This window comes from Microbulbifer litoralis, from assembly GCF_023634065.1.
Taxonomy (GTDB): domain Bacteria; phylum Pseudomonadota; class Gammaproteobacteria; order Pseudomonadales; family Cellvibrionaceae; genus Microbulbifer; species Microbulbifer litoralis.
Map to the genome: position 1 here is coordinate 1 of NZ_JALKCV010000014.1, position 18,604 is coordinate 18,604.

The 18,604-nt window shown below is 54.6% G+C and carries 13 protein-coding genes; 4 read left to right on the forward strand and 9 right to left on the reverse strand.

Annotated features, from left to right (window positions below; translation table 11 throughout):
* Positions 1 to 71: 71 nt before the first annotated feature.
* The 9 genes from MWN76_RS17155 to MWN76_RS21055 form a co-directional block, all read right to left on the reverse strand.
* Positions 72 to 1,328 (reverse strand): hypothetical protein, encoded by a 1,257-nt coding sequence (locus tag MWN76_RS17155; protein ID WP_250463636.1) that lies wholly within the window; start codon positions 1,326 to 1,328, stop codon positions 72 to 74.
* Positions 1,329 to 1,441: 113 nt separating this feature from the next.
* Positions 1,442 to 2,086 carry a hypothetical protein gene (locus MWN76_RS17160; protein WP_250463639.1) on the reverse strand — a complete coding sequence of 215 codons (645 nt, stop codon included), beginning with the start codon at positions 2,084 to 2,086 and terminating at the stop codon, positions 1,442 to 1,444.
* A gap of 1,080 nt (positions 2,087 to 3,166) precedes the next feature.
* Positions 3,167 to 3,718: a hypothetical protein gene (locus MWN76_RS17165; protein WP_250463641.1), complete on the reverse strand. Its 552-nt coding sequence runs from the start codon at positions 3,716 to 3,718 to the stop codon at positions 3,167 to 3,169.
* A gap of 63 nt (positions 3,719 to 3,781) precedes the next feature.
* On the reverse strand, positions 3,782 to 4,318 hold the full coding sequence (locus tag MWN76_RS17170) for a hypothetical protein (RefSeq protein ID WP_250463643.1): 537 nt from the start codon (positions 4,316 to 4,318) through the stop codon (positions 3,782 to 3,784).
* Positions 4,319 to 4,792: 474 nt separating this feature from the next.
* On the reverse strand, positions 4,793 to 5,545 hold the full coding sequence (locus MWN76_RS17175) for an acyl-homoserine-lactone synthase (RefSeq protein WP_250463645.1): 753 nt from the start codon (positions 5,543 to 5,545) through the stop codon (positions 4,793 to 4,795).
* A 369-nt stretch (positions 5,546 to 5,914) separates the two neighbouring features.
* Entirely contained in the window at positions 5,915 to 6,643 is a 729-nt protein-coding gene (locus tag MWN76_RS17180) for a helix-turn-helix transcriptional regulator (protein ID WP_250463647.1), read from the reverse strand.
* A gap of 794 nt (positions 6,644 to 7,437) precedes the next feature.
* Positions 7,438 to 7,962 carry a hypothetical protein gene (locus MWN76_RS17185; RefSeq protein WP_250463649.1) on the reverse strand — a complete coding sequence of 175 codons (525 nt, stop codon included), beginning with the start codon at positions 7,960 to 7,962 and terminating at the stop codon, positions 7,438 to 7,440.
* Positions 7,963 to 8,488: 526 nt separating this feature from the next.
* The gene (locus tag MWN76_RS17190) at positions 8,489 to 12,814 is read right to left on the reverse strand and encodes a thrombospondin type 3 repeat-containing protein (RefSeq protein WP_250463651.1); all 4,326 of its coding nucleotides are present in this window, start codon (positions 12,812 to 12,814) and stop codon (positions 8,489 to 8,491) included.
* A gap of 2,665 nt (positions 12,815 to 15,479) precedes the next feature.
* Complete coding sequence (locus tag MWN76_RS21055) at positions 15,480 to 15,602, reverse strand: hypothetical protein (protein WP_284500683.1); 123 nt, start codon at positions 15,600 to 15,602, stop codon at positions 15,480 to 15,482.
* A 28-nt stretch (positions 15,603 to 15,630) separates the two neighbouring features.
* Here MWN76_RS21055 and MWN76_RS17195 point away from each other — a divergent pair, with 28 nt between their 5' ends.
* The 4 genes from MWN76_RS17195 (at position 15,631) to MWN76_RS17210 (ending at position 18,603) form a co-directional block, all read left to right on the forward strand.
* The gene (locus MWN76_RS17195) at positions 15,631 to 17,109 is read left to right on the forward strand and encodes an AlkA N-terminal domain-containing protein (protein ID WP_250463653.1); all 1,479 of its coding nucleotides are present in this window, start codon (positions 15,631 to 15,633) and stop codon (positions 17,107 to 17,109) included.
* Positions 17,106 to 17,606, forward strand: coding sequence for a methylated-DNA--[protein]-cysteine S-methyltransferase (locus tag MWN76_RS17200; protein ID WP_250463654.1), 501 nt, complete (start codon positions 17,106 to 17,108; stop codon positions 17,604 to 17,606). The genes MWN76_RS17195 and MWN76_RS17200 overlap by 4 nt, the downstream gene beginning before the upstream one ends.
* A gap of 263 nt (positions 17,607 to 17,869) precedes the next feature.
* Complete coding sequence (locus MWN76_RS17205; protein ID WP_250463658.1) at positions 17,870 to 18,400, forward strand: gamma carbonic anhydrase family protein; 531 nt, start codon at positions 17,870 to 17,872, stop codon at positions 18,398 to 18,400.
* Positions 18,400 to 18,603 carry a DUF1289 domain-containing protein gene (locus MWN76_RS17210; protein WP_250463662.1) on the forward strand — a complete coding sequence of 68 codons (204 nt, stop codon included), beginning with the start codon at positions 18,400 to 18,402 and terminating at the stop codon, positions 18,601 to 18,603. The genes MWN76_RS17205 and MWN76_RS17210 overlap by 1 nt, the downstream gene beginning before the upstream one ends.
* Position 18,604 lies beyond the last annotated feature (1 nt).

The window sequence follows — 18,604 nt, forward strand, 5'->3', positions numbered from 1 at the left end:
CGCCTTGATCTGAACACTTTGGCTGTGCTCCTTAGTCACCAAACTTTCCGCATGGACCACTAGTGCAAGATTTAGAATGGATCTATGAAAACATGCTGATGTCCAGTGGGAACCTGACTGGTTCCAATGACATTTCCATTATCGCTGATATCGACCGCCATGCTGTTAGGGCCACCGAGAGTGCCGATATCAAACAGACCACCAAAGCCGTTCCAGTGAAAAGCCCGTTGTGTCCCGTCGTCAAATTTCATGTTTCCGATAATGATCGGTACGGCGCCGCCTGACAAGTCGACTGCGGTGCTGCTTAATCCTCCAGGAAGGACGCCTATGTCGAGAAATGCGTTGCTGGTAGGGTTCCAGATAAAGGCGTGATCAAATCCATTAGAAGTGAGAAAAGTACCGGTAACGAGGTCACCGGAGATGGCTGCCACACTACTCCGGATTGTGCCGCTGGGGATGTCAGATGCCACTGATTGCGGGGTGGTAGAACCGTTAGGCCAGAATACTGCCTGGGATTCATCGTTCGAATCTGTACAGTTTCCGATAATTTCACCTCTGTTATTGATACTAATGGCATCGCAGTTTCCGGTAGGAATCAGTGTATCCAGCACATTGACGGCATAATTCCCGAGGCCGTTTCTTCGCCAGAAAACCGCCATTGATTGCATCACATCGGGGTTGTCGGTGATGTTGCAAGTGCCTGCGACCACCGGCCCATTGCTGGTGGAAATGGTGTCATTCAGGGCAACTGCTTCACAGTTGATCGAATTTAGCCCTCCGGAAGCCAGGGGATCTACCGAAGGGAGCAATTCTGGCGTCAGCTGGCCGCCTGGCCAGACTACTGGCCTCGCGTTGCCATTGGCATTGACACTGGTTCCGATGATCCAGCCATGGAAATTAATGGGGCCGCCAGTAGCTGCGACGTCGGGAAGTAAGCCGAGCAACCCGGGTAGGGCTTCAAGGACTTGACGCGTACCGCTGGATTGCCAGCGTACAGCGCGAACTTCGCCACTGCCGCCGGTACATTGTCCGGAAACAACGTCATTGTTATTTATATTCAGTGATCGGCAGGACTTTCCCGATATTGTCGGAACTTTCTCGATTGGTTGTCCGGAGAGTTTCCGGATGCCGAATGTCCGGCCTTGAGAGTCTTCGCAGTTTGCAATTACGGTTTTATTATTATTGATGCCAATACCTTCGCAGTTTAACCCGCCCGGTAGAACTCCAATGTCGGTTAGTGAAGACTGCGCGTGCGAAACCGTTGAGGAGGCGGCGTTGGCTAGGCAGAGCAATGAGATAAAAAACGCTGTTTTTTTAGTTGGTTTCATAATTTTCCGGGGTTGATTTATAATCGTGGTTGTTTTGAGCCGATAAGTTGCCTGTTCGTTGGGTTCGGAAGTTGTTCCTTTGATTTTCGTTGAAAGATTTATAAGTCAGCGGCTTACAATCTTGTAACTGTAAAAGTGCCTGTACTGAATGAATCGCTGATACCGCTTCCGAGGCACTGTACCAAGTCTAATGTTGGGTTGATAAAAGTCTCCAGTACATTAGACCCTTGATAGCGCCCATCTATGATCGTCGCGTTGATGGTGCCGATCCTTTGACCAGCAATTGTCTGTATCGTGATATCGTTCTCTGTCCAGCTGTAGGTAGAGTAACTTCCATCGGTCCAGTTTATGGTCTGCTGCCCAGAGTCACTGTCGAACAATGAGAGGCAGCTTCGGTTGTCGACGATAGATGCAGAGGCTGTCCCGCTATCAACATTTCCTAGCGCACAAGAATAGTTCGTGGTCCAGGATACAGTGACAGCGAACTCTTGAAGTTTAAGCGGTGGGCTATACGAAGTTGTTCCTTGAGATGTGCATTGTAAGAGGTTGTTGTTTTGAGATAGTGCTGTTCCAGAAAGGGTGAATATTATTAAAAAAAATAGAAATTGATTCTTAAGCATTTTAGTTCCTTTCTCTTTATCTATGAAGTGCCTTGCTGTGTTGAGTCTAAATTCGATCTGAATTGTCTTTCTAAAGTAAAAAATAGAAGGATCTGTCAGTTTTTTCTTTGCTTTCAATAACAGTTTCACTACGATCAATGCCAATCTCTTTGCAATTGACCAAGGAGGGTAGAAAACCAATGTTGGTCCATGAGGATTTCGTGTGTAAAATCGTTGATAAGACGCCACTGGTTAGGAATGTTAGCCAGGTTAGAAACGTGTTCTTTGTGCTCGATTGCATGAAATTTCCTGAAATTCATTAGTTAAAATTTCTTGGGTCGGAGCATGATATTTTTTAATTCTAAAATTTATTTATTGATTATTTATAAAGGATCTCATAATTGTATTGGCAGTTGTCCAGAATCCTTTTAACAAGCGGCAAGCCCTGTATTCATCTCCTTGAGCCGTCATTTCGGACTCGATCCGGAATCCAGGGCGACGGAACCTTTTCGCTGGATCCCGGATCGAGTTCGGAATGACGACTGCGACGGGTGGTTTTGGTCAAAACAATTTTGAGGAAACTGATAAGGTGGATTTGACTTAGGTGTCAGTGATTGTAAGCGTACCGGTGCCGGATGACCCGCTGATGCCACTTCCGAGGCATTGTGCCAGATCTAGTGTTGAGTTGATAAAGATCTCAAGTACGTTGGATCCTTGATGTAGTCCGTCTACAATCGTTGCGTTTATAGTGCCGACTCTCTGTCCGGCAACTGTCTGTATCGTGATGTCATTTTCGCTCCAGGTGTAAGTTGAGTGACTTCCGTCATTCCAATTTATTGTCTGTTGCCCTGAAGAGCTGTCGAGTACTGAGAGGCAGCTTCGGTTGTCAACGATAGAACCAGATGATATTCCGGTTTCGACATCGCCCAGTAGACAAGAGTAGTTCGTTGTCCATGAAACATTGGTCTCGGATTCTTGAAGGTTAAGTGGTGGGCTGTAAGATACGGTTCCCTGGGCGGTACATTGTAAAAGATTAGCACTTTGGGAAACTACTGTTCCAGGAAGGCTAAATATTATTAAAAAAAGTAGAAATTTATTCTTTATCATTTGGCACCTTGATATCTTGTCTTTAATTTGATTCGGGTTATTAAGCTGTATTTAATGAGGTTTTATATTCAAAGTAAGTAACAGAGCTGGGATCTGTTACTTACTTATCTAGTGGGTAGTGGTTCTCTTGCCTCAGAGCAGAACGTTGAAAGTTACTGGGCCGTTGAGCGATGTGAGGCCATCTTCTGTATTACAGGCATTGATGTCTCCTACAAGGTTCATGGTATCGGTTGTTACCGATCCAAGAAATTTGCCTTGGGTAATACTTCCCTGGCCAACCAGTGTCAATTGCCCGCCTGAGTAGGTTACCGTGTAGTTGACAGTTTCCTCGCTCGTTTCACCGGTGTTCCAAGTCGTGTCTACCACCAGGGAGCCGCCGTTGAGAAGATCATTGCAGCTTCTGGAAAGCGTAGCTTCAAGGCTTCTTGCCGCAGATATAATCGTCGGATTGCTGATGGATACGCATATCAGGTTGGCCTGCAGTTCAATATCTACATTTTGTTGTTCATAAGTGAGCCCTGGCGAGTACGAGAGGGTTTGCAGACCAGTACAGGTGACTTGGGTCGGCAGAACCTGCGCTCTTACGTCTGCTGGAGAGAAGGTGAGCAGCAGCGCAGATGCCATTAATCCGGGTATAAGCATGAAAGCGCAGGCTCTATTCACGATCGTCTTGAGGATGTCCATGGAAGGTCTCCGGGTTGGGTAGGAAATTCCGGCTTGGGAAACCGGGCTTTGAAAATTTTCCATTTAGAAAGTGCCAGTAAGCGTGAGCAGAGAGGTCCCGCTGGACTGGCTTACGCCGCTGCCAGCGCAGGCAGTCAGGTTAAGCTCCGGGTGGAGGACGGTCGAAACAGCGGTGGTATCCAACACGCCAGGCAGGGATGACAGGCCGAAACCGCCCGTAACAGTGCCCGCAGAGGTAATATTAACGTTACCATTCACCCGTGTGACTGTGGTCAGATTCCACTGGACATCGGTGTAGCTGCCGTCGGCCCAGTTGAAAGTGTTGGTGTGTTGGGGGATAGCATACAGGTCGGTACAGGAGAACTCAGCCTGCGCAGTGAAGGTATAGTTGCCGGGGACTTTCCCCTCGTATCCGGGGCAGCTGGTGGCTTCGACAGTAAATTCTACGGTATGTAACTCGGATGTATTGGTTACCGCAGGGTCATAGGTCACTGTCGACGAGCCGGTGCAGGTTACGACATCCAGAACCTGGGCACTGGCAGTGGATGAGAGTAGGAAAGCCGTGGTTGCAATAGCGATGATAGAGAGAAGGGTTTTCATCATTGGTCTCCTTTCGATGGTTTATTAGGTGGATTTCATGGTCCACAGTCTTCACTGGATCGGAAAGGTAAACTTATATCGCTGTGCCAACTTGATAGCTTTGAGTTTGCCTTGACTTTTATGGATCTAAGGTTCCCTTTCTCGATGTGATCAATGAATATTCATGCTTACAGTTTATTTACACTGCGCCAGTGACCCGAATCTTTCGGGTGCATACTTTCCAGGAATGAGTGTTGCAATGTAAAATGAATAAGATTCTGCCTCCCTGAGTATTCCGTGTATTATCAATTCAATTTTATTGAGTGCCTGCCTCTTATTGCTTGATAATTAGAATGTAGTTATATGAGATCTTTTACCTGTTGAGTCAGGTGTAAGACTGTACGGTTTTTATCTGTGTTACTACCTGCGATATTTGACAGCTCCTATGGTTTCTTATGTTACTAGGAGAGCGAAATTCTGGTATCTATTGGATGACTAAGAATTAATCAATGTGGTTTGGTGTCCGGATTGGTCTTTGCCTAGGCATCTGGATTCCCGGCAGCCCAGAAGGTCTTTCATGCACAGTTCTACTGTATGGTAGAGTTCGCCTTGCCGATTCACGGTAGCCTGCCACGCCATGGATCTTCCATAGTGTGGTGTAGTTCCAGAGAATATTTTCCTTTCTATTTTGTTTTGTATTGGCAGTCGAAATGCGATACTCATTACTTTTCCAAATTTCTTTGGTGGTGTAAATCGATCGACCTGGAATCCAAGCTTCAAGAGCATACGTTCTACGGGAATAGTGGTAACGCCCACAATTTCGTGCAGATTTTGCCGCCTGGCCTGACACCATAGCGCTCGAAGCATTGCCGTCGAAAGCGGGCCAAAACCAAATTGGGATCTGGGGCCTTCCGGCGCGACAGCGAACCGGCTTACTTCCCATGCCGCTAAATTTTTGGGGGCGCTGCTCTCACCCAGGAGTGATGTAAAAACATCACTCAGCATATAGGGTCCGGTGCTCGGCAACATTCGCCAGCAACCGATTGCTAAGTTGGGGTTGGTCGAGTCGTAGGCAATCAGGTAAACAGGATTCAGCTTGTCGTAGATATCGTATTCCTTGCCAGAGTATGACTGGATGCTCCAGTTGAGTCTCTCTCCAAAAACGGAATTCCTCAGGCGAAACATACTGTCCAGCATTGGATGACTCAATATACCGGATCGCGCTGGAGCAACCAGAATTTTAAGCATCTCCTCCCTCCCCTCATCTGTGGACATATTGATGTAGCGCTCAATACCTCATAGCAGATCCAGCCACTTTTTCTGATGTGGTGTTAGTATTTACAGCTGACTTTCCAGCAATATTTGAATGATTTGACAAGGTCCTGTAATTTTTTACGGGTGCCTGGAAGGTCAACCCTGAAGTTTCGGGTTATCCTGGATAGGGGGTTAAAACGGAGGAGGTGGGGAGGTGAGGAGAGACTATTGGTGCGTGGATGCTCGGTTTGTAGGTTTCTATCTTGCTAGATAATGAAATTTATTTAATTTAATGATATTCTTCCTCTTTGAATACTGATTGTTTTTTTGAGTCAGGTTTTCTTTTCATGGAAATGGGTTGCTCTACAGGATGATCAACCCCCTGGAAACAGCGTGTGCTACTGCGGATTGTCTAGAAGCGACCCCCAGTTTTCTACCAGCATTTCCCAGGTGAAAATTGACAGTGCGTTCTGTAATTTTAAGAAGTTTTCCAATCTCCCAACTACTTTTCCCAATAGCCGCCCAGGTAAGGCACTCCTGTTCACGCGGAGTTAGCTGTCGATCTGAAGATTCCTGGTCTCCATCAAGGATCGTGATAATCTTTTCATGGACCATGCTACCCATCAGCATCATACAGGGAGCCAGTTCAGAGACATCTCTTTCCGAAACGAAATGGTCCAGTGCCACGGAGAAAAGCCCACGATATTTTCCGGGGCCATGTAGTGGAAAGGTGATGCCTCTCAAGAGCCGAAATTGCCTGGCTTCATTAAAGAACTCTCGAATTTTACCCGGTTTTCGGATTTGACCAGTCGGCGGCCATATATAGGGCGTTACACGTTCACGGCAATGCTGTATGGTGGGGTCGACATGGATATAGTCACTCTCGAAGTAATGTTGTATCCAGTCGTCGGGATAGTTTCCGAATACAAAGGGCGACTTTGTCAGCGGGGATGGGGGGAAACCCTGTGCGTAGATCCAGTATCTAAATCCATTCCTTCGGATCCAGATGGAAATTTCCTTGTATAAAGCTTCTTTGGAAAAGGAGTCTGAAAATTCAGTAAATACTGAAAGGCATTTAGGCGGATTATTCATATTCTATACACGATTATTTGGCATTAAATTTCATGTCATTTTTGTTTCTTAAAGTTTTCTGTGTTTCTGTAACTTATCATGTTTTTATTGCGCTTCAGGAAAGTCTACATTGAATTGTGCGCCTTAATATTATTTTTGCCAGATAGGTCTATTTTCGGCACGTTTTGATGCGACAGTGATTGGTTCCAACTGAAGAGTCCAGGGTATTTTGTTTTTTAATTATTTCCAGTTGGAATGTTATTGATTAGTATAATAATACCCAGCCAATACCGACGCTTCAGCAGTGCCCGTTCAGACTTGGAGCCAGAAAGTCTTGCAGTTATTCCCGGGTGTCAAGAGGTCGTACAGGTCGGGTAAAGAACCGTCTTGTTGGGAGATTTGCGATGACCCCCACGTTTATCCGAGCCTGATTGAAGGTTTCTGCTGGTTTCCAGCGCCACCAGTCCACGGCCTCCAGTACAGAGCCAAGACGGATATTCCAGTAGATGTGAATTTTTAATATAGTTATTAGTTGTCTCAATATTGTTTTGGCCCAAACCACTCATCGCAGTCGTCATTCCGGACTCGATCCGGGATCCAGCGAAGAGACCCGATCGCCCTGAATTCAGGATCGAGTCCGTAATGACGAATCAAGGAAGTGAATACAGGGTTCTCCGGCTGTTAAAATGATCCTGGATAACTGTCGATACAATTATGAGGCTTTTTATAAATACTGGTATTGACAGGTTTTTAGTAGTTAATTGTAAAAAATTTGTAGTAGAAAACGGATATCGTTTGAGGTCCGTTTTTATCAGTCAAATCGAAGTTATTTGCATCTGGACAGGTCCATATAGTGTTTCAACGCCATCATTAAGACATGCTACTGGGTTGAGGTTCAGCAATGTGATTTCCTGGAGCATTGTGCTTCCGGAAAACTTGCCTGAGATTATCTCCCCATCAAGAATAATAATGACGTTACCCAGGGGCCTCTGGGCAACAACGGTGGAGAAAGTGAAATCACTGGTTTCCCCGGTGTTCCAGGTAACTTGGGCGGACCCTGTTGATCCACCGCTGAGGCAGCTGAGGCCTCCCGCACCGGACCATTCGATAACTGCGGATGTGATTTCCGGATCGCTACCAGATAGGCAGGTGGAGAAGTCGCTGGTGGCAACAAATTCAGTATATTGCTCGGTAAGGGTCAGCCCTGGAGTGTAATTGGCAACCTCTGTACCAGTACAAATCGCCTCGACTGTTTGTGCGTTCGAGTGACTAGTTGTAAAAACAGTAAGCGCGAAGACGAATAGTATTGAATGAAAACGATATTCTGGTTTACTGAACATGGTATTTTCCCTTATTACAATAAAGACGTTACTGTCAATGTGGCTGGTCCGCCAGCGCTCGATACACCTTCAGCGGTGTTGCAGCCATTGCGGTCTGTCTGCAGAAGAGTCAGTGTGCGGACCCCTGTTCCTCCAGAAAGTCGCCCTGTCGGCCTCTGCGTAATATCGCTGATTGTCTGGGCAAAGCCCTGTTTTGTGTACCTGTAGAGTCTAGCGGTCGAAGGTGCCGGATTGATTGGTCTTTGTGATGGGATTCATGCCTTGTGGTTGGTGTTGCTTATTGGTAAGCAGAACGGGGCGTATAATCCATTGTTCAGGTGGAATAGCTCGGGCGGCGTTCTTGTTTAAATACCATGACACATAGTGCGCTGACCGCACTGTGCAACCTGCCGCTCAAAGTTCTGGGAAACCAGTTTAGTTCGGGAAAACTACCGCACAGAAAGCCGGGCACAAAAAAGCCCCGGCAATGCCGGGGCTCAAGCAGTGGCCCGTTCAGCCTTCGGGCCAGAGGAGTCTCGCTGTCAGGTCAGGGTGCCACCGGGGCCACACAGGCCGAGTAGACATCCGTCTGGTTCAGCAGGCCAACCAGTGCTCCCACGTTGATCTGTACCTGGTTGAAGCTGCCGCTGGTCTCGAACACCACCAGCCCGCGGTCGCCGCCGCCCAGCAGGCTGAGCGCCAGCAGGCTGCCACCGGTTTCACTGTCCACCACTGTACCGTTCAGCAGCGTGGTGAGGGTGAAGGATTCCAGCAGGGCCAGGTCGATGATGGTGCCCGGGTTTTCCACTACGAAGCCGACGCGGTTGCTGCCGGTATAGGTAGTGTCTGTGTCTTCCACCCGGACAAAGCCACTTCCAGTCACGCCAACCGGGACTGAGACGCGTGCCGCATTGTCGAGGTTGGCATCGATCACGTTGCCTTCATCGCTGACGGAACACAGCAGGCAGACTCCCGCGATGCCGTCAGTGGCTGTAGCATTGGGCAGCAGGATCGGCTCGTACTGCTGGCCGGGTCCGCAGGAGGCGAAGTCGGGATCGCACACATCACCGATACCGTCGCCATCCGTATCCAGCTGGTCTGCGTTGGCAACATCCGGACAGTTGTCGACGTCGTTGTTGACGCCATCGCCGTCGCGGTCATCGTCGCAGGCATTGCCGATGCCATCGCCGTCCAGGTCGCCCTGGCCGGGGTTGGGCACAACGGGGCAGTTGTCGCTGCCATTTTCGACACCGTCGCCATCGAGGTCGTTGTCGCAGGCGTCGCCGATACCGTCGCCGTCTGTGTCGGCCTGGTCGGCGTTGGGAGTCATCGGGCAGTTGTCACCGCCGTTGTTCACTCCGTCGCCGTCGGCGTCGTTGTCGCAGGCATCACCGATACCGTCGCCATCTGCATCCGCCTGGTCGGCATTGGCAATTAGCGGGCAGTTGTCGTTGCCGTCGTCGACACCGTCGCCGTCGTCGTCGGTATCGCAGGCATCGCCCAGGCCGTCGCCGTCTGCATCCGCCTGGTCGGCGTTGGGGACGAGCGGGCAATTATCCGCGCCGTCGTCGACACCGTCGTTGTCGTCGTCGGTATCGCAGACATCGCCGAGGCCGTCACCGTCCGCATCCAGCTGGTCGGCATTGGAGACGAGCGGGCAGTTGTCCGCGCCATCGTCGACGCCGTCGCCGTCGTCGTCGTTGTCGCAGGCATCGCCGCTGCCGTCGCCGTCCGTATCCGTCTGGTCGGCATTGGAGATGAGCGGGCAGTTGTCGTTGCCGTCGGTAACGCCGTCGCCGTCGTCGTCGTTGTCGCAGGCATCGCCAAGGCCGTCGCCGTCGCTATCCGTCTGTGCGGAGTTTGCGACCAACGGGCAGTTGTCGTTGCCGTCGTCAACGCCGTCGCCGTCGTCGTCAGTGTCACAGGCGTCGCCGATGCCGTCGCCGTCCAGGTCTTCCTGGCCGGGGTTGGGTACGGCCGGGCAGTTGTCGGCTGAGTCCGGTACACCGTCGCCGTCCTGGTCGGTAAAGCCATCGCAGGCATCGCCGATGCCGTCGCCGTCCGTGTCGGCCTGGTCGGTATTGGCCACCAGCGGACAGTTGTCGTCGCCGTCGCCAACGGTGTCGTTGTCGTCGTCGCCGTCACAGGCGTCGCCGAGACCGTCGCCGTCGGTGTCGGTCTGGTCGGCGTTGGCGGTCAGCGGGCAGTTGTCGTTGCCGTCGTCGACGCCGTCGCCGTCGTCGTCGCCGTCACAGGCGTCGCCGATACCGTCGCCGTCCGTATCGGACTGGTCGGCATTGGCTACCAGCGGGCAGTTGTCCGCGCCATCGTCGACGCCGTCGTTATCGTCGTCGGTGTCGCAGGCATCGCCGATGCCGTCGCCGTCAGCGTCGGCCTGGTCCGGGTTGGCAACTGCCGGGCAGTTGTCATTGCCATCGGGGGTGCCGTCGCCGTCGTCGTCGGTGTCACAGGCGTCGCCCAGGCCGTCGCCATCCAGGTCTTCCTGGTTGGGGTTGGCCACAGCCGGGCAGTTGTCGTTGCCGTCGTCGACGCCGTCGTTGTCGTCGTCGTTGTCACAGGCATCGCCAATGCCGTCTCCATCGGTATCCGCCTGGTCGGCATTGGAAACCATCGGGCAGTTGTCGTTGCCGTCCTCGACGCCGTCACCGTCGTCGTCGTTGTCACAGGCATCGCCCACGCCATCGCCATCGGTGTCGGTCTGGTCGGCATTGGCCACGGCCGGGCAGTTGTCGTTGCCGTCGTCGATGCCGTCGCCGTCGTCATCGTCGTCGCAGGCATCGCCGATGCCGTCGCCGTCGGTGTCGATCTGGCTCGGGTTGACCACCAGCGGACAATTGTCGTTGCCGTCGTCATTGCCATCGCCGTCGTCATCGTTGTCGCAGGCGTCGCCGAGGCCATCGCCGTCGGTGTCGGTCTGGTCCGGGTTGGGCACTGCGGGACAGTTGTCCGCGCCGTCATCGGTACCGTCATTGTCGGTGTCGGAATCGTCGTCGCAAGCGTCGCCGATGCCGTCGCCGTCCTGGTCTTCCTGGCCCGGGTTGTCGACCAACGGGCAGTTATCCACACCGTCGTTCACGCTGTCGTCGTCGTCATCGTTGTCGCAGACATCGCCGATGCCGTCGCCGTCGGTGTCGGTCTGGTCCGGATTGGGCACGGTCGGGCAGTTGTCGTCGCCGTTGTCGGTGCCGTCGCCGTCGGTGTCGCCGTCACAGGCGTCGCCGATGCCGTCGTTGTCGGCATCCTCCTGGCCGGGATTGGCCACCAGCGGGCAGTTGTCGTTGCCGTCGTCGACGCCGTCACCGTCGGTGTCGGTTTCGCAGGCATCGCCGATACCGTCACCGTCCAGATCTTCCTGGCCGGCGTTGGCAATCATCGGGCAGTTGTCGACATCGTCGTTGACGCCGTCACCGTCGGTGTCGTCGTCGCAGGCGTCGCCGATACCGTCGCCGTCCTGGTCGCCCTGGCCGGGATTGGGAAAGAGCGGGCAGTTGTCGTTGCCGTCGTCGACACCGTCGTTGTCGTCGTCGTTGTCACAGACGTCGCCGATACCGTCGCTGTCCACGTCGAGCTGGAGCGGGTTGGGTGTCAGCGGGCAGTTGTCGATGCCGTCATCAGTGCCGTCGCCGTCGTCGTCGGTGTCGCAGGCGTCGCCGATACCGTCGCCATCCAGGTCTGACTGGCCGGCGTTGGCGGTCGTCGGGCAGTTGTCGTTGCCGTCATCGATACCGTCGCCGTCGTCGTCATCGTCACAGGCATCGCCGATGCCGTCGCCGTCCAGGTCTGCCTGGTTCGGGTTGGGAACGCTCGGGCAGTTGTCGTCGCCGTCGTCGACACCATCGTTGTCGCCGTCATTGTTGTTGTCGCAGGCGTCGCCGATGCCGTCGCCATCCGTGTCCAGTTGATCCGGGTTGGCGACTGCGGGGCAGTTGTCGTTGCCATCGTCGACACCGTCGCCGTCGTCGTCGGTGTCGCAGGCATCGCCAATGCCGTCGCCGTCGGTATCGGTCTGGTCGGCGTTGGCCACTGCCGGGCAGTTGTCGTTGCCGTCGTCGACGCCGTCACCGTCGTCGTCGTTGTCGCAGGCATCACCGGTGCCGTCGCCATCCGTGTCCAGTTGGTCCGGGTTGGCCACAGCCGGGCAGTTGTCGTTGCCGTCGTCGACACCGTCGCCGTCACCGTCGCCGTCACAGGCATCGCCAATGCCATCGCCATCGGCATCTTCCTGGTCCGGATTGGGGATGTTCGGGCAGTTGTCCATGGTGTTGGTCACGCCGTCGCCGTCGCGATCATTGTCGCAGGCGTCGCCGATGCCGTCGCCATCGGTGTCGGTCTGGCTGTTGTTGGCGACCAGCGGGCAGTTGTCGTTGTCATCGTCGACACCGTCACCATCGTCGTCGTCATCACAGGCATCGCCGGTGCCGTCGCCGTCCTGGTCCGCCTGGTCGGCGTTGGGGATATTCGGGCAGTTGTCATTGCCGTCTCCGACGCCGTCGTCATCCCCGTCCTGGCTGTTGTCACGCGGCTCGCCGAGGTCGCAGGCATCGCCCTGGCCGTCGCCATCGCTGTCCTTCTGCTCGGGGTTGCCGACATCGGGGCAGTTGTCGTCACCGTTGTCGACGCCATCGCCGTCGCGGTCGTCATCGCAGACATTGCCGACGAGATCGCCATCCCAGTCGAGCTGGTCGATATTGGATGTCTGCGGGCAGTTGTCCACATCGTCGTGAATCGTATCGCCGTCCGCATCGGCGTATTCGGCGGTGTTGCCCCTGGTCGATGGTCCGTTGCCGTCGGCATCACAGCCGGACAGCACCGCCATCGCCAGGGCGAAGAACAGTATTGGGGTTCGTGTCATGAGTTGTATCTCCCGGGAGCGAACTTCCATCTCGCTCATCATTGCCAGGTAGGGCTTCGGGGGATGTAAGGTGTGGTTTTGCGACATTGCGAATTGCACTTACACGGGGTCCGTGCGGACCGCGGCAAATGAATCCGTTGTAGAGGCAGGCGTTCGCAGTAACCACGGCCCAACTTCCCTGTTCAGCCGTGTTCGCCCCGTTTGGATGGGGGCAATAAACCGGGGGGGCCCGGTGCGGAAATCCCTATCCGCATCAGCAGTTTTAGGCCAATACTACACGAGCGTCTAAAAACTGGCGGGAAAACAACCTTTATTAGTCCGGAGGGTGGGCCGGGGACTCTGGTTGAGGCGTCGATTTTCTCTTTCCGGTAGAGGGATTAAATGACCTGATCCACTTGGTGGTCGCGGAACCGTTCTTTGGCCTTACGGGTGACGATGGGCCGTATACCCGGCCGTTCTGCCTCGGCGCGGTTCGAAGTGTTGTCGATTGTGCTGAGAACCTGGTATGCCGTACGGGAAGTTCGCAATCAGTTCGCTGCGCCAAAGCGCCCAGCTCTGCGTTGAGAAAACTTGAAATAACCCTGCTGTTCCAGTGCTTTCTCGCCTGGACCTGAACGCTGTGGCTCTGGTCCTTTGTTCGAGAACTTCCCGCGCAGCACACTAACCCGGATATTTCACCGGGGGCCACGATGATCGCGTCGAGATCTGTGCGCTCAGTGCATTTTGGATGAAAAACATCCTTGTTTTTCACCCGTTGTTTGACGGAATTTTTTCTGAAAATATTCTTGGTCAGCCGAAAAACGACGCCTGCGGGAGTGCACGATTCAGAGAGATACGACAAACACTGCGGGTCCAGAAAGTGATGTCAGGCCATCGGGTGTGAAGCATGTAGTTAAATCGCCGATGACGGTCACTTGAGTTATCGTGGAGGACCCAAGGAACTTCCCTGAAGTTATCGTTCCTGTTCCTACTAAGACATTTTGTCCATTAATATAGGATATTGTAAAATTTATGGATTCCTGGCTGGATTCTCCGGTGTTCCAGATTATATCGACGGTGGCAGTGCTGCTATTGATTAGGTCGTTGCAGGAGCGGGAAATAGTAGCTGAAGCAGTGCGTAGTCCTGAGGTGATTTCCGGATCGGAAATGGAAGTGCAGTTCATTGGCGCATAGAGAGAGAAGTCAACTGTCTGCTCCTGATTAGTGAGTCCGGGTGTGTAGGTGACCTGTTGCGTTCCGGAGCAGGTTATGCTGGTGGTGGTTGGCAAGGGAAAGCATGGCATGGCTATTGAATATAGAAAAACACCTATACTGAATAGGGCACGATTTAAATTTATCTTGTTTCTAGGGTTCATCGATTTTTTGTCTCCAGTTCTTAAGTTCTCGGGATTCTTGATTATGATGCTTGTTGGGATGTTTGTTTGAATTTTTGCAGGTTTTTATCTTCGTTTTGGGATATCTCTGTATTTGCAGAGGTTAATGTGTGAGTGTCGGTAAATCGTGGGCGGAGAAATCACTTGGGTCGACAAGAAAAAACGCTGCAGTGGTCGATCTCGGTGCCCATCGGCATAAGGCTGAGTTTATTTGATTCGCAGCCTTCTGCATGATCTTAATGCTTTTCAGGGTGAATGATATTTATTGCTCCTTTAGAATCCATCAATAGACGAATTTATTTTGTTGGTCGGTAGGTTGTAACCTTTTATTTTTAGTTCTATGTCTGAGTTTTTTCCAGTGAGTGGAGCTTTCGATAAATGGCTTTGGCGCGATTGTGCTTGCCTTCCATGGGAAGAAAAACAAGCGTTAAAACAGCGCGACTATAGGAAACCATTTTTCATAAGATCGGTAAGCACTTTAGCCTCTTGAAATATACGCCAGTAACTCTATGAGCATCCAACAAAATTATTTTTCACCGTGAAGCAGGAAGGTCGACTGCCTGAAACCCCCAATCTCCCAGGAATATCTTTATGATTTCCAGGTGCGCACAAACCAAGTGTCAGGCTCAGGAGGCGAGCTTGGCGTTGAGAAAACCCATGGTGTATGGAAGTCGAGCAGGTATGCTGGTCTGTAGGTGCATTGCCGTACCAGTCCTTGGCACGACAATGCAGAGATTTACCTCGTCCTTGAGGTTTTACACCGGCTTGTGAAGGGTCGGTGTGCCGAAGGCGAACTTCACTGTTTATCCGAGCACTCGTTCAAATGATTTTCCTTTCCATGGTGAGTTGGATGTTTGTTGAGGAATTTACTGGTCATCTAATGTGGCAAAGAATTATTCTGTGATTTTTCGGGGCGCAGAAAATTTCTCTCTACCATCTAAATGGTTATCTAGTAAATTTTTCCTATAGAGTGTTTAGTTGAACTTTTGTACTAGTCAACATGTTGGCGGGAGTTGCTCTTATTCTGTTACGCCGTTAAAGGTTGGCGTGCACTTTTTACAGGGACGATTTTTGAAGGGCATATATATGAACTTCATGTGCTGATCGAATTTTCGACAGTTGGTCGTCTCAGGGGCGGGAGCGGTGTATGTGGAGAGTCGTTGCCGGAGGGCGGTTCGGAGCCAATCGGTATTATCTGAGCAGGCTGTAGGTTTCTTTCTCTGGTCGTCGGTCGCAAATCGGGGCGCCGCGGATCCGCACGGGCGGGCCATGTGGATCTGAGGTGGGGTGGGTTACTCCGGTTTGATGCCGGCCAGGTAGCCATCCGGCAGGCTGAAGATCAGCGGTGTCAGGCCATCGAAAGGCGCGTGACTGTCAGTTCCGGATATGACTAGTAGAATTCGGCAGCGGCGCATAAACTGCTGGCAACTGGAGGAAACAGCCGTGCAACTCGATCCCGAAATCTGCGCCAGTGCGCGCCTCGCCCGCGACCGACGTTTCGATGGTCGCTTTTATACTGCGGTGAAAACCACGGGTATCTTCTGCCGGCCCATCTGTCCCGCACGGCCGCCGCTGGAACGCAACGTGACCTATTTTGCGACGGCGGTCGAGGCAGCCAGCGCCGGCTACCGCCCCTGCCTGCGTTGCCGCCCGGACGCGGCGCCGGACAGCCCGGCCTGGGGGCTGGTGTCGACCACCGTGGAGCGGGCGCTGAAACTGATGCGCAGTGAGCGGGAGGCGCAGTCGATCGAGACCCTGGCGGAGCGCCTCGGCGTCAGTAGCCGCTACCTGCGCCGCCTGTTTGCCGAGCACCTGGGGATCAGCCCGCTGGCGGTCTGGCAGGCGGAGCGGGCGCTGTTTGCGTTTGGCCTGCTGCGGGATACGGCACTGCCGGTGGCCGAGATCGCCCACGAGGCCGGTTTCAACAGCCTGCGGCGTTTCAATGGTGTGTTCAAACAGATCTACCGGCGCACGCCCTCGGATGTGCGCCGACAGCAAGCGGGCGGTCGAGGGCCGCAGCGCGACGCGGATGCCGGCGGGCCCGCGGCAACGCGGCTCTATCTGCATTACCGGCCACCGTTCCACTGGCCACAGTTGCTCGCGTTTTTCCGCGCCCGCGCCCTGGCCGGCGTGGAGCAGGTGGACGGGGATGTCTACCGGCGCAGTTTTGCCGTGAACGATGCGCGCGGCGTGCTGCAGGTGTCGGACGATGCGGACGGAAAGCGGCTGGTGGTGGACGTCAGCGGCGAGGGTGGTGCGTCGCTGTACCTGGTCAACCAGCGCCTGCGGCGGCTGTTCGACCTGGATGCGGACAGCGACCAGATCGGTGCCGTGCTGTCCGGGGACCCGCTGCTGGCACGGGAACTGGCGAAAACACCCGGCGTGCGCCTGCCGGGCGCCTGGGACCCGTTCGAATACGCGCTGCGCGCGATTCTCGGCCAGCAGATCTCGGTGGCCGCGGCCACCACGATTGCCGGGCGGGTGGCGGCGCGCTACGGCGAATCCTTTACCGATGACAGCGGCGCGGAATACCGGCTTTTCCCGTCGGCCGCGCAACTGGCCGGCGCGGACTTCGAGGGAATCGGCCTGACCCGCGCGCGGGCGAGGACGCTGCGCGAATTTGTCGCGGCGACACTGGATGGCCGGGTGAATTTCGACGAGCAGGACCTGGACCAGTGGTGCACGCAGGTGACACAACTGCCGGGTATCGGCGACTGGACTGCCCACTATATCGCCATGCGCGGCCTGTCGATGCCGGATGCGTTCCCGGCCTCGGACCTGGGCATACTGCAGGCCCTGGGCAGCGGTGGTGAAAAGGCCAAACCGAAACAGGCGCTGGCCCGCGCCGAGCACTGGCGCCCCTGGCGCGCCTATGGCGCCCTGCTGGCGTGGCAATCGCTGAAGAGCGGAGACAACGGATGATCAACTACGAAATCCATACCACCCCATTCGGGGAAATGCGTATCGCGGCCGGCGAGCGGGGCCTGGTGGCATTGTCGTTTCACCGCGGTGAACGGCCGCTGCCCACCGGCGCCGACTGGCAGCGGGGTGCCTCGCCACTGACCGACGAGGCGGCGCGGCAACTGGCCGAATACTTCGCCGGCGAGCGCCGCGAGTTCGACCTGCCACTGGCGCCGCCGGGCACTGATTTCCAGCGCCGGGTCTGGGACGCGCTGCGGCAGATTCCCTACGGCGAGACCCGCAGCTACCGCCAGCAGGCAGAGGCGCTCGGCAATCTGAAGGCAATTCGTGCGGTGGCCCGCGCCAACGGCGCCAACCCGATCGCGATCGTCGTACCCTGTCACCGGGTGATCGGCGCCGACGGCAGCCTGACCGGCTATGCCGGTGGCCTGGAGATGAAGGCGCGGCTGTTAACGTTGGAGGGGGCGCGTTTCATTCAGCAGGCCGAGCTGCTGTAGTCGTTCTTTGGCCTGCGGGGCAGGCTCCCGATATGGATGGACCTGCCAGCTATCGGCAGGGCGTAGCCCGGATGGAGGCGCGCAGCGCTGGAATCCGGGATTGTGGTGCCGGGCCGCACTCTTGTTTCCCGGATTCCGCTGCGCTCCATCCGGGCTACGCCTTTCGATCCGTAATCTCGAACTCCGAAACTTGAGTTACTAGCCACGGCCCCTCCGGACCCGGATAATACCCGGCTCATCGTCGACCCCCTGCCGGAGGCCAAATGCTGTACAAACTGGGCGACAAGCAGCCGCAACTGGAGGGCGAGGGCCATTACATCGCCCCCGGTGCCCACATCATCGGCAACGTGCGGATGCTCAGTCACAGCTCTGTGTGGTTCAACGCCGTGGTGCGCGGCGACTGTGACCGGATCACCATCGGCGAATACAGCAATGTGCAGGACGGCTCCGTGCTGCACACCGATCCCGATATCCCGCTGACCATCGGTACCGGCGTGACCATCGGCCACAAGGTGATGCTGCATGGCTGCACCGTCGGCGACTACAGCCTGATCGGTATCAATGCGGTGGTGCTGAACGGCGCGAAGATCGGCAAATGCTGTATAGTCGGCGCCAACGCGCTGGTGACCGAGAATACCGAGATCCCCGACTACTCGCTGGTGCTCGGCAGCCCCGGGAAGGTGGTCAAATCCCTGGACGAAGAGACTTTCGAACTGCTCAAGGCCAGTAGCGACCACTACGCGGCCAACGGTCGGCGTTTTGCCGAACAGCTGGAGCCGATTGAAGAATCGTGATGTCCGATAAGGCAGCCGCGGCCGAACGGCCGGTAAAATCCCCCTGTGTATCCGTCTGCGTATTGAATGCGGCGGATATCTGTGAGGGCTGTTTTCGCAGCGTGGCGGAGATCAGCCGCTGGGGATCGATGGACAACGACGAGCGCCGTGCGGTGCTGGAAAACTGCAACGAGCGCGCGCGGCAGATGGGCCGCGTTCTGTAAC

Bases quoted from the DNA above. Each gene is read 5' to 3' on its own strand.
- MWN76_RS17200 (WP_250463654.1), top strand. From the start codon at position 17,106: ATGATCAACTACGAAATCCATACCACCCCATTCGGGGAAATGCGTATC.
- MWN76_RS21055 (WP_284500683.1), bottom strand. From the start codon at position 15,602: ATGCGCCGCTGCCGAATTCTACTAGTCATATCCGGAACTGACAGTCAC.
- MWN76_RS17190 (WP_250463651.1), bottom strand. From the start codon at position 12,814: ATGACACGAACCCCAATACTGTTCTTCGCCCTGGCGATGGCGGTGCTG.
- MWN76_RS17205 (WP_250463658.1), top strand. From the start codon at position 17,870: ATGCTGTACAAACTGGGCGACAAGCAGCCGCAACTGGAGGGCGAGGGC.
- MWN76_RS17210 (WP_250463662.1), top strand. From the start codon at position 18,400: ATGTCCGATAAGGCAGCCGCGGCCGAACGGCCGGTAAAATCCCCCTGT.
- MWN76_RS17175 (WP_250463645.1), bottom strand. From the start codon at position 5,545: ATGCTTAAAATTCTGGTTGCTCCAGCGCGATCCGGTATATTGAGTCAT.
- MWN76_RS17185 (WP_250463649.1), bottom strand. From the start codon at position 7,962: ATGTTCAGTAAACCAGAATATCGTTTTCATTCAATACTATTCGTCTTC.
- MWN76_RS17165 (WP_250463641.1), bottom strand. From the start codon at position 3,718: ATGGACATCCTCAAGACGATCGTGAATAGAGCCTGCGCTTTCATGCTT.
- MWN76_RS17170 (WP_250463643.1), bottom strand. From the start codon at position 4,318: ATGAAAACCCTTCTCTCTATCATCGCTATTGCAACCACGGCTTTCCTA.
- MWN76_RS17155 (WP_250463636.1), bottom strand. From the start codon at position 1,328: ATGAAACCAACTAAAAAAACAGCGTTTTTTATCTCATTGCTCTGCCTA.
- MWN76_RS17180 (WP_250463647.1), bottom strand. From the start codon at position 6,643: ATGAATAATCCGCCTAAATGCCTTTCAGTATTTACTGAATTTTCAGAC.